The organism is Microbulbifer sp. ABF4_143 (assembly GCF_056160225.1).
On record NZ_JBSWWT010000015.1, the window covers coordinates 25,943 to 36,835 of the forward strand.

Sequence of the window (10,893 nt, forward strand, 5' to 3'; positions counted from 1 at the left end):
GATCCCGCGCCCGGATGGCACCAGCCGTCCGGGCGTTTGTGTTTTTCCGCCGGGTGAATATGACCGACCTCTCTTCAGCATCGCTTCGCATCAGCGAAATCTTCTACTCCCTGCAGGGGGAGGCGCGGGATGCCGGGCTGCCGACGGTGTTCGTGCGCCTGACCGGCTGTCCGCTGCGCTGCACCTACTGCGACTCGGAGTACGCCTTCTACGGTGGCGAGCGCATGACCCTGGAGCAGATACTGCAGAAGGTACAGAGCTACCCGGCGCGCTATGTGTGTGTGACCGGCGGCGAGCCGCTGGCGCAGCCCAACTGCCTGCCGCTGTTGCGGGCCCTGTGCGACGCCGGCTATCAGGTGTCGCTCGAGACCAGCGGCGCCATGCCGGTGGAGCAGGTGGACGAACGGGTATCGCGGGTCGTGGACCTGAAGACCCCGGCCTCCGGCGAGCAGCACCGCAACCGCATGGAGAACATCGACGCGCTGACCGAGCGCGACCAGATCAAGTTTGTTATCTGTGACCGGGCGGACTACGACTGGGCCAGGTTCACGCTGGACCGCTACCGGCTGGCGGAGCGGGTCGGGGAGGTGCTCTTCTCGCCCAGCTACGAGCAGCTGCCGCCGCGCCAGCTGGCCGAGTGGATTCTCGAGGACGGCCTGCCGGTACGCATGCAGCTGCAGCTGCACAAGCTGCTGTGGGGCGATATCCCCGGTGTCTGACCCGTGCCGCGGGCGCAGGCCCGAGAAACCTCTCACACCTGAATCAACGAGGACGATATGAGCGCAAAAAAAGCCGTAGTTCTGCTGTCCGGTGGCCTCGACTCCGCCACGGTACTCGCCATGGCCCGCGCCGACGGATATGAGTGCTATGCCCTCGGCTTCGACTACGGGCAGCGCCACAGCGCCGAGCTGATGGCCGCACAGCGGGTCGCGGCGGATCTGGACGCGCGCGAACACAAGGTGGTCAAGCTGGATCTGCGCGCCATCGGCGGCTCGGCCCTGACCGACGACCGCATCGCGGTGCCGGAAGAGGAGACAGGCGGTATCCCGGTGACCTACGTGCCGGCGCGCAATACCGTCTTCCTGTCCATCGCCCTCGGGTGGGCGGAGGTGCTGGGCGCTCAGGACATCTTTGTCGGCGTCAACGCGGTGGATTACTCCGGCTACCCGGACTGCCGCCCGGAATATATCGAGGCCTTCGAGAAGATGGCCAACCTCGCGACCCGGGCCGGCGTGGAGGGGCTGAAGCTCAATATCCGCACGCCGCTGATGCATATGAGCAAGGCGGATATTGTGCGCCGTGGCACCGAGCTGGGGGTGGACTACAGTTTGACGGTATCCTGCTACCAGGCGCAGCCGAACGGCGCCGCCTGCGGCCGCTGCGACAGCTGCCGCCTGCGCGCGGCGGGCTTCGCCGAGGCGGGGCTGCCCGACCCCACGGTCTACGTCGGTTGAGCGGGGCGCTGTGAGCAATTTGAAAGCCGCGGCTAAGCCCTTAAATTCTTTAGATTTTTTTGCCGCCAAGTATTGTCTTTTGGAAATAGATCCGTAAGATACGCAGCTCCTCAAGTCGAGGGATCGATGGGTCGTTAGCTCAGTTGGTAGAGCAGTTGGCTTTTAACCAATTGGTCGCTGGTTCGAGTCCAGCACGACCCACCATATTCCGAAAGGGCTGCCAACCGGTGGCCTTTTTTATTGCGCTTGCCGGCGCGCCGCGAAGCGGCTTGTATTTTGCTCGCGGATCGGTATCATGCGCGCCTCTTTCGGGTCGTTAGCTCAGTTGGTAGAGCAGTTGGCTTTTAACCAATTGGTCGCTGGTTCGAGTCCAGCACGACCCACCATTTTTATTAGGGCTGCAGTTGCAGCCCTTTTTTTTGCTTGATCGCGCTGTCGCGGCAGGGGCGGCCTCGCCCCCCGCGGGTGCTGTCCCGGTACCCGCAGGCCATGCGCTATAATGCGCGCTTTTCCTCTAGTGGTGGTTAGCCATGAGTCAGAAGTTGAATTCCACAGAGACTGTTGATTCCCGCTCAGATTCCAGGGCGATAGTGCAGGCGCACCTGGCGGAGCCGGCCGTGCATCAGTACAGCGAAGAGGAGCTGGAGCTGTGGCGCGAACGCATCAAGCGCCTGCTGAAGGAGCAGAATGCGGTGCTGGTGGCCCACTACTATACGGACCCGCTGATTCAGGCCCTGGCGGAAGAGACCGGCGGCTGTGTGTCCGACTCGCTGGAGATGGCCCGCTTCGGCGCCGAGCACCAGGCGGATACCCTGATCGTCGCCGGGGTGAAATTCATGGGCGAGACGGCCAAGATACTGACCCCGAACAAGCGTGTACTGATGCCGACCCTGGAGGCCACCTGCTCCCTGGATCTGGGCTGCCCGCCGGAGGAGTTCTCCGCCTTCTGCGACGCGCATCCGGACCGTACCGTCGTCGTCTACGCAAATACCTCCGCCGCGGTCAAGGCGCGCGCCGACTGGGTGGTGACTTCCAGCATCGCGCTGGACGTGGTGGACCACCTGGACGCCCGGGGCGAGAAGATCCTGTGGGCGCCGGACAAGCACCTGGGCAGCTATGTGCAGCGGGAGACGGGTGCGGACGTGTTGCTGTGGAACGGCTCCTGCATAGTGCACGAGGAGTTCAAGGCCAAGGGGGTGGCGGACCTGAAGGCCCTCTACCCGGACGCGGTGGTGCTGGTGCACCCGGAGTCGCCTGCCTCGGTGGTGGCGCTGGCGGATGTGGTGGGCTCCACCTCGCAGATCATCAACGCGGCCAAGACGCGGCCGGAAAAGCGCTTTATCGTCGCCACCGATCAGGGCATCTTCTACAAGATGCAGCAGCAGTGCCCGGACAAGGAACTGATCGTGGCCCCCACCGCCGGCGCCGGCGCCACCTGCCGCAGCTGCGCCAGTTGTCCGTGGATGGCGATGAATTCACTGGAAAATCTGTGCGGCGTGCTGGAGCGTGGAGACAACGAGATCTTCGTCGATCCGGAACTGGGCGAGCGTGCGATGAAACCGCTGCAGCGGATGCTGGATTTCCGCAAGCCATTGGATTGAGGTCTTTATAGGTGGTTTGAAGCTGGTCCGGTGGCGGCAAAGCGCTGGGGGCCTGCTTCAAGACCTCTCACAGGGGCTGGGGTTAAAGCTCCTTCGCCTTCTCCTGCATCTTGATCACATCCTTCATGCGCTGCTCCAGAATCGCGTGTGTCTGGTAGTCGTTCTTGGCCATGCGCACGCCGTGGCGCAGGTGTTGCAGCGCTTTGTCGAAGACGCCGTTCAGTATGTAGTACTCGGCCCGCGCCTCGTGCACGCCGATGATGTCCCCGGCCAGGCCGTGGGTCTCGGCGAGCAGGTACCAGACCGCAGGGTCTTTTTTGCGCACGCGGCTGTGTCTGGCCAGGATACGCTCTGCGGCCAGATAGTTGCCGGCCTTGAAGTGGGCATTGGCCAGGCCCATGGTCAGGGCGTGGTCGCCGGGATTCCTGTCCAGCGCCTCCTGTAGCCGCTTGGTGGCGCTGGTGTAGTCGTGCCGCGCCAGGTCGATATCGGCGCGCGCCAGCACGAAGGCGGCCTTGTCCGGCTCCCTGTCGAGCAACGGCTGCAGTGTCTCCAGTGCCAGATCCGGCTTGCCGGCCGCAGTCTGTGCCAGCGCCAGGCCGTAGCGGGCCGCGTCCTCGTTGTCGTTGATACCGTTCAGTTCCGCCTGAAAGCGCTTGACCGCCTGCTGTGGGGTCGGCTCCGCGGCCACACGGATCCGGGCGCGCATCAGGTGGTATTCGCGGCTGTCGCTGGGCTTGGCCGGAGGCATGCGGCTGGCGCGCAGCTTGGCGTCGGCGATGCGCTTTTCGGTCACCGGGTGGGTCAGCAGGAATTCCGGCGGGCGGCGATAGTAGCGGGTGGCCTTCAGCATCTGCTCGAACATCTCCCCGGCGGCCTCCGGGTCGCGCCCGGATCTGGCCAGTGTCTCGATGCCGACCCGGTCTGCCTCCTGTTCGTTCTGGCGGCTGAAGCGCAGCTGGCTGTCCAGTGCCGCCGCCTGGGTGGCGGTCATCGCGGCGATACCGGCGTCGCCACCGGCGGTGGCAGCCAGCACCAGGGCGCCGAGCATACCGGCGAGGGTGGGGATGGTGCTGTTGCGCTGGGCCTCCAGTGAGCGCGCGTAGTGGCGCTGGCTCAGGTGGCCCAGTTCGTGGGCGATGACCGAGGCGAACTGGTCTTCGTTTTCGGCGAACAGGAACAGGCCGGTGTGAATGCCCATGATGCCGCCGGGCACGGCGAAGGCGTTCATGGTGTCGTTCTTGACCACCACCACATCGATGTTCTTGTCTTCCAGCGGGCTGAACTCCGACAGCCCCTTGACCGTGTTCTCCACATACTGCTGCAGCAGGGCGTCGTTGGAGGTGCGCACCTGGCTGCGGAACATGCGCAACCACATCTGCCCCAGTTCCTTCTCGCGCGCGCGGGAAACCAGGCCGCTGCTGCTGTCGCCCAGCTCCGGCAGCTGGATCTGGTTGTCTTCCGCCACTGCGGCGAGGGGGGCGCTCCCGAGCAGCAGCCCCGCGCCCAGCGCCGCCAGGCCGCCGCTGATGCGCCGGCGCAGTGAGCGGCGGGTGTATCCCCGGGGGGGCTTGTTGTGGAGGTCGATCATCGGTGCTTACTGTTCGGTCTGCTTCGGGGGGCACTAGGGCCTGTTCACACTAAATTCAATGGCCCCGTCCCTTCGCGTTGCCGCCCCAAAACGCGGCTATCGAATTTAGTGTGAACAGGCCCTAGCCCAACTCTATACGCAACTCTGTCGAACTGTCGAGGTTTTGACCAGTCCGGCGGCGGAAGGTTCGGCTGTTATGTGAACGGTGACCGTTTTGCGCAGATTGTGTCGGTCCAGCTTCTGGCGCAATATCCGCGCTATAATTCGCCCCAATCAGAAAGTGTGACCGAAGGGGCAGATTCAGTGTCCGTTAGCGACGACTTGAACCGGGAGAGCGCGGTGACCGTGGATGCGCGCGGACTGCCGTGCCCGCAGCCGCTATTGGCAATGCGCCGCGCCATGCGCGAACATCCGCCCGGAACTCTGCTGCTGGTGCTGGCGAGCGACCAGGGCTCCTGGCGCGACTTCCACAGTTTTGCCGAGCTGAGCGGCAGGCCGCTGTTGCGCGCCGAGCGGTGCGGCAACAGCTTCCGCTACTGGCTGCGCGCCGGCAAGTAACGAACTTTGAGGATCTATGCTCGAAATCGTCAAAAATTGGGTCAATCGCTATTTCAGCCAGGAAGAGGTGGTGCTGCTGGTGCTGTTGCTGCTGGCGGCACTGGTGGTGTTTGCCACCCTGGGGCAGGTGCTGGCGCCGGTGCTCGCGGCCCTGATTATCGCCTTCCTGATGCAGGGCATGGTGCAGCGGCTGACGTCCTGGAAGGTGCCCCACTGGCTGGCGGTAAGCCTGGCCTGTCTGGTTCTCGTCGGCACCATAGTGGCGCTGTTTCTGGTTGTGCTGCCGATTATCTGGCGCCAGCTGGTGCGGCTGTTTGCCGAACTGCCGAATATGGTCGATCGCGGCCAGGAGCTGCTGCTGTTGCTGCCGGAGCGCTATCCGCGCCTGGTTTCCGCGCAGCAGATTGACGAGATCTTCAACACGCTCGGCAGCGAGCTGGGTACCATCGGCCAGACCCTGGTGACCTTCTCCCTGACGAACTTGCCGGTGCTGGCTGGAATCCTGATTTACGCGGTGGTGGTGCCGATTCTGGTGTTCTTTTTCCTGAAGGACTCGGACAAGCTGATCAACTGGTGCACCGCCTTCCTGCCCCGGCAGCGGCCGATGCTGCGCCAGATCTGGCACGAGATGAACGACCAGGTGGCCAACTATGTGCGCGGCAAGGTCATCGAGATCGGCATAGTGGCGGCGGTCAGCTACGCCGCCTTCCTGCTGCTCGGGGTCAACTACGCGCTGCTGCTGGCGGTGGCGGTGGGCCTCAGCGTGCTGATCCCCTATATCGGCGCGGCGGTGGTAACTATACCCGTGGCGGCCATCGGCCTGTTCCAGTGGGGCTGGAGCAGCGAGTTCCTCTACCTGATGATCGCCTACGGTGTTATCCAGCTGCTCGACGGCAATGTGCTGGTGCCGCTGCTGTTTTCCGAGGCGGTCAACCTGCACCCGGTGGCCATTATCCTCGCGGTGCTCTTCTTCGGCGGCATCTGGGGTTTCTGGGGCGTCTTCTTCGCGATTCCGCTCGCCACTCTGCTGAAGGCGATCATGAACGCTTGGCCCACGGCGGACCACCAGGCCGAGTGGCAGGCCAGAGAGGCGGCGGAGGGCGCCGCCGAGAAGTAGTTCCCGGTGCCCCGCACCAGGGGCGGTCGGGGCCATCGAATTTAGTGTGAACAGGCCCGAAGTCTCTGTCTGTGATGTCGGGCTTTTGCTAGAATTCCGCGCTTCCTTTTTAGCCCTCCCGAATAGGTAAAGATCCATGGGTCTTGCTGACAAAGTACTGGCGGTCAACGACGACCTGCCGATCCGCACCGACAAACCCGTCCACAGCGGCAAAGTCCGTTCGGTTTACTGGTTGACCGAGGCCGACAGCCGTCGCCTGATCGAGGAGAAGGGCTACCCGGTGGCTCCGGACGCGCCGCTCGCGGTGATGGTGATCTCCGACCGCATCTCCGCCTTCGACTGCATCTGGAAAGGAGAGGGCGGCATGCGCGGCGTGCCCGGCAAGGGCGCGGCGCTGAATGCGATTTCCAACCACTGGTTCAAACTGTTCCGGGAAAACGGCCTGGCGGACAGCCATATCCTGGACATTCCCCACCCGCTGGTGTGGATAGTGCAGAAGGCGCGCCCGATCATGATCGAGGCCATCGCCCGCCAGTACATCACCGGCTCCATGTGGCGCGCCTACCAGAAAGGCGAGCGCGAATTCTGTGGCATCCGGATTCCCGACGGCCTGCAGAAGGACCAGAAGCTGCCGGAGCTGCTGATCACCCCGTCCACCAAGGGCATCCTGAAGGGGATTCCGGGGGTTCCGGAGGCGGATGATGTGAACATCACCCGCGCCAATATTGAAGACAACTTCGAGGCCTTCAATTTCCGCTCCAGGGACGATATCGACCTGTACGAGAAGCTGCTGAAAGAGGGCTTCGATGTGATCTCCTCCGAGCTGGCCAAGCTCGACCAGATTTTCGTCGATACCAAGTTCGAGTTCGGCTATGTCACCGACGCCAACGGCGAGGAGCAGCTGATCTATATGGACGAGGTGGGCACACCCGACTCCTCCCGCATCTGGGATGGCGCCGAGTACCGCAACGGCAAGGTGGTGGAGAATTCCAAAGAGGGATTCCGCCAGGCGCTGCTGAACCACTTCCCGGATCCGGATATCCTGCTGAACAAGGATCGCATGGCCGAGCGCCAGGCCCTGGCGCGCGACAACGAACTGCCCGCCTCCATGCTGATGGACGTGTCCGCAACCTACGTCGGTATCGCCGAGAAGATCACCGGGCGGAAGCTGGAGCTGCCCGACAACCCCAAGGCGGAGCTGATCGAGATGCTGCGGGATCAATACGGCCTGATCGATTGAGGCGGAGCTCATAGAAAAACTGGTGCGAGTGCGGTTTCACAGTGTTGGTCCTTCCCCCGCCGTTCGTTCTAAGCAGGGGGGGGTGGCGGCAAAGCACCAGGGCGGGTATTTCGAACCGCTGTAAATACATCCTTGTCGCCGACGGTTCGAAATACCCGCCCTGGCACTTTGCCTTCGATTCCGCTTTTCGGACTTTGTCAGCAAGCTGAAACCGGCGCAAGCGCCGGTTTTTTATGCTATGGAAACAGGCTCTCAGTGCCATTGCCATAATTCGCCATTTTTCCTCACCGCTTCGCCAGAATTCGCGCCCGCTTTCGCCCAGTTGCTCCCTTGTAATGCACTCCAGAAAGAGACAAAACCGGAGGGATACAAGTGAACAGGGCGATCTTTTCAGGCCAGCGCATACCGCGCGAACTGGTGGTGCTGCCGACCGAGGAGTACTACCGCCGCCGTTTTCAAGGTAATAGGGGCGGTAGTCGGCGCGGCCGCTGGTTGCTGTTTATTGTCACCGCGCTGGCGGTGTTCGTCGCCGCGATCGGCGCGAGCGCCACGCGCGCGGAGCTGCCGGTGCAGGAACAGCCACAGGCGGTGACGCTGGACGATGTGAAGGCCGGCGACCTGCTGTTCACCGGCGCGGGGCAGGGCGGCTATGTGCCGGCGGTGCATCTGGCCAGCCGCGCGCGCATCTCGGTGCGCGGCCTGGTGGCAGAGGTGCACCTGCAGCAGGAATTCGTCAACCGCAGCGACGCCTGGCAGGAGGCGGTATACGTACTGCCGCTGCCGGAGCAGGCGGCCGTTGCCGGCCTGGAGATCGAAGTGGGCGAGCGCCGTATCGTCGGTGTGGTGCGCGAGCGGGCGCAGGCGGCAAAAATCTACAAGGCGGCCCGCGACGCGGGCAAGCGGGCGGCGCTTTTGGAGCAGCAGCGCCCGAACCTGTTTACCAACAAGGTCGCCAATATCGCGCCCGGTGAAACGGTGCGCGTGCATATCCGCTATCTGCAGCCGGTGGCCTATGACGGCGGCATGTTCGGCCTGCGCCTGCCGACGACACTGACCCCGCGCTATATTCCGGGTGAAGTACTTGTAGATACGGAGCTGGTTACCGACAGCAGCGGCTGGGCACTGCCCACCGATCAGGTGCCGGACGCCGACAAGATTACGCCTTTCATGCAGCCGGTCGCAGAATTGGCGCAGCTCGGAAGCCACAAAATCTCGATCGAGGTGGAACTGGAGGGCGGACTGCCGCTGGCGGATATCACCAGCCCCTACCACGATATCGATTTCAACAAACAGGCGGACGGCCGCTACTCGATCAAGCTGCGCGATGGCGACGCGCTGATGGACAGAGATTTCGCGCTGCACTGGCGCCCGCGCCCGTCGGTCATGCCGCGCGCGGCACTTTTTACTGAACAGGCGGAGGCCGGGAGTGAGGCGGGGCCGGAGAGCACCTATTTGCAGTTGCTGCTGTTACCCCCGGACGCGGGGAAAAATGTGCGGCGCCTGCCGCGGGAGGTGGTCTATGTGATCGACACCTCCGGCTCGATGGGCGGCAACTCCATCCGCCAGGCGAAGGAGAGTCTGGCGCTGGCACTGTCGCGTCTGCGGCCAAATGACCGTTTCAACGTGATCGAATTCAACAGCACTAGCCGCGCCTTATTCCCGCGCCCGGTCGCCGCGGATGCCGGCAATATACACCGCGCCCGCAACTGGGTTGAGGGGCTGCAGGCAAGCGGCGGCACCGAGATGGCGCCGGCGCTGCGCCTGGCGCTCGGCCAGCAGCTGCCGGGCGAGGACAGCCTGGTGCGCCAGGTGATCTTTATCACCGACGGCGCCGTCGGCAACGAGCGCGCGCTGTTCGAGCTGATCCGGCAATCGCTGCGGGATGCGCGCCTGTTTACCGTCGGCATCGGCTCGGCCCCGAACAATCACTTTATGCGCAAGGCGGCGCAGTTCGGCCGCGGTGCCAGCGTCACTATCGGCGATCTGGGTGAAGTCCAGCAGCGCATGCAGGCGCTGTTCACCAAGCTGGAAAATCCGCTCGTGACGGACCTGCAGATCCAGTGGCCCCAGGGACTGGTGGTGGATGCCTATCCGAAGCGCCTCCCGGACCTCTATCGCGGTGAGCCGCTGCAACTGGTGGCCAGAGTCGACGGCGAACTGGGCGGAGAGCTGCTGTTGCACGGCCGCCTGGCGGGCCAGCAGTTTGTGCAGAAGCTGGTGTTGAAAGAGCGCGGCGCGAACGGCGGGCGGGGGATCGGCAGTGTCTGGGCGCGCGCCAAGATCGAATCGCTGCGCGATCGGCAGCTGCAGGCCGGCGAGCAGAGTGACGCAGGCGTGGCGCTGCGCGAGCAGATACTGCGCCTGGCACTGGAGCACCAGTTGGTGAGCCCTTACACCAGTTTTGTCGCGGTGGAGGAGAAGGTGGTGCGGCCGCAGCGGGAGGGGCTCTCCAAAAGCCCTGTCCCCAATGCGGTGGCCCGCGGCCAGCTGCTGCAGCGCCAGACCTACCCGCGCACCGCCGCCGGCCTGCACGCACAGCTGCTCACCGCCGCGGGCCTGCTCGGCCTGGCGGGACTGCTGCGCCGCGGGCGCCCGATGAAGTACAAGCTGCCGCGGCGCCTGCGCGAGTTGTTGCGGAAAGTGCTGCCGGACCTGCGCCGCGCGCGCGGACCCGTCGAGCGCGCTCTGGTCGGATCCGGGGCGGGGGCGCACTGATGTTGCGCGGGGCACTGTTCGCCGTCTGCCTGGCAGCGGGAGTCTGGCAGCTGGGCGGCGCCGTCTGGCTGTTGACCAAGGCGCAGCTGGCGCAGGTGCTGATCAGCGATGCCTGGGAGGAGCAGCTGCAGACGGGGCGCGCGGTCAGACCCTGGCCCTGGGCGGATACCTGGCCGGTGGCGAAACTGCTGCTCGACCGCCAGGCGCCGCTGATGGTGCTGGCCGGCGGCAGCGGTCAGGCGCTGGCCTTCGGGCCGGGTCTGCTGGCCGGCTCCGGCGCGCCGGGCAATCTGGACGAGCCGCGCACCACGGTTATCGCCGCGCACCGCGACACCCATTTCGGCGGCCTGGCGGGACTCCGGCCCGGCGCGCCGATACAGCTGCAGGACAGCCGCGGCCGCTGGCACAGCTACCGGGTCAGCGAGGCGCGGGTGGTGGACAGCGAGCGCGAACTGCTACCTATCTTCGCCGAACCGGGGTTGCTGCTGGTGACCTGCTATCCGTTCGACGCGATAGATGCCGGCGGCCCGCTGCGCTATGTCGTCTACGCCGAATATCTCGGCGCCGGTGCACCGGTACAGCTGTGACCAAAGTGCCGGTTTGGGACTCGATATTGT

9 protein-coding genes and 2 tRNA genes are annotated in these 10,893 nt (G+C 64.5%); 10 read left to right on the top strand and 1 reads right to left on the bottom strand.

Annotation, left to right across the window (positions count from 1 at the left end; genetic code table 11):
• The first annotated feature begins 59 nt into the window (after window positions 1-59).
• The 5 genes from queE (at window position 60) to nadA (ending at window position 3,055) form a co-directional block, all read left to right on the top strand.
• The gene (gene queE, locus ACXAF3_RS12765; RefSeq protein WP_475112694.1) at window positions 60-719 is read left to right on the top strand and encodes a 7-carboxy-7-deazaguanine synthase QueE; all 660 of its coding nucleotides are present in this window, start codon (window positions 60-62) and stop codon (window positions 717-719) included.
• A gap of 57 nt (window positions 720-776) precedes the next feature.
• Window positions 777-1,454: a 7-cyano-7-deazaguanine synthase QueC gene (gene queC, locus ACXAF3_RS12770; protein WP_475112695.1), complete on the top strand. Its 678-nt coding sequence runs from the start codon at window positions 777-779 to the stop codon at window positions 1,452-1,454.
• Window positions 1,455-1,582: 128 nt separating this feature from the next.
• Window positions 1,583-1,658 (top strand) — tRNA-Lys (locus ACXAF3_RS12775).
• A gap of 106 nt (window positions 1,659-1,764) precedes the next feature.
• Window positions 1,765-1,840: transfer RNA gene (locus tag ACXAF3_RS12780), tRNA-Lys, on the top strand.
• A 144-nt stretch (window positions 1,841-1,984) separates the two neighbouring features.
• Window positions 1,985-3,055, top strand: coding sequence for a quinolinate synthase NadA (gene nadA / locus ACXAF3_RS12785; RefSeq protein ID WP_475112696.1), 1,071 nt, complete (start codon window positions 1,985-1,987; stop codon window positions 3,053-3,055).
• A gap of 82 nt (window positions 3,056-3,137) precedes the next feature.
• Here the strand turns inward: nadA and ACXAF3_RS12790 are convergent, their stop codons facing one another.
• The gene (locus ACXAF3_RS12790; protein ID WP_475112697.1) at window positions 3,138-4,646 is read right to left on the bottom strand and encodes a M48 family metalloprotease; all 1,509 of its coding nucleotides are present in this window, start codon (window positions 4,644-4,646) and stop codon (window positions 3,138-3,140) included.
• Between the two features lie 303 nt (window positions 4,647-4,949).
• Between ACXAF3_RS12790 and ACXAF3_RS12795 the strand changes: the two genes are divergently transcribed.
• From ACXAF3_RS12795 to ACXAF3_RS12815, 5 genes are all read left to right on the top strand, one after another.
• Window positions 4,950-5,204: a sulfurtransferase TusA family protein gene (locus ACXAF3_RS12795; RefSeq protein ID WP_475112698.1), complete on the top strand. Its 255-nt coding sequence runs from the start codon at window positions 4,950-4,952 to the stop codon at window positions 5,202-5,204.
• 16 nt (window positions 5,205-5,220) lie between these two features.
• Window positions 5,221-6,321 (top strand): AI-2E family transporter, encoded by a 1,101-nt coding sequence (locus ACXAF3_RS12800; RefSeq protein ID WP_475112699.1) that lies wholly within the window; start codon window positions 5,221-5,223, stop codon window positions 6,319-6,321.
• A 136-nt stretch (window positions 6,322-6,457) separates the two neighbouring features.
• Window positions 6,458-7,561: a phosphoribosylaminoimidazolesuccinocarboxamide synthase gene (locus ACXAF3_RS12805; RefSeq protein WP_475112700.1), complete on the top strand. Its 1,104-nt coding sequence runs from the start codon at window positions 6,458-6,460 to the stop codon at window positions 7,559-7,561.
• 372 nt (window positions 7,562-7,933) lie between these two features.
• Complete coding sequence (locus tag ACXAF3_RS12810) at window positions 7,934-10,276, top strand: marine proteobacterial sortase target protein (RefSeq protein WP_475112701.1); 2,343 nt, start codon at window positions 7,934-7,936, stop codon at window positions 10,274-10,276.
• On the top strand, window positions 10,276-10,863 hold the full coding sequence (locus ACXAF3_RS12815) for a class GN sortase (protein ID WP_475112702.1): 588 nt from the start codon (window positions 10,276-10,278) through the stop codon (window positions 10,861-10,863). The genes ACXAF3_RS12810 and ACXAF3_RS12815 overlap by 1 nt, the downstream gene beginning before the upstream one ends.
• Window positions 10,864-10,893: the final 30 nt, after the last annotated feature.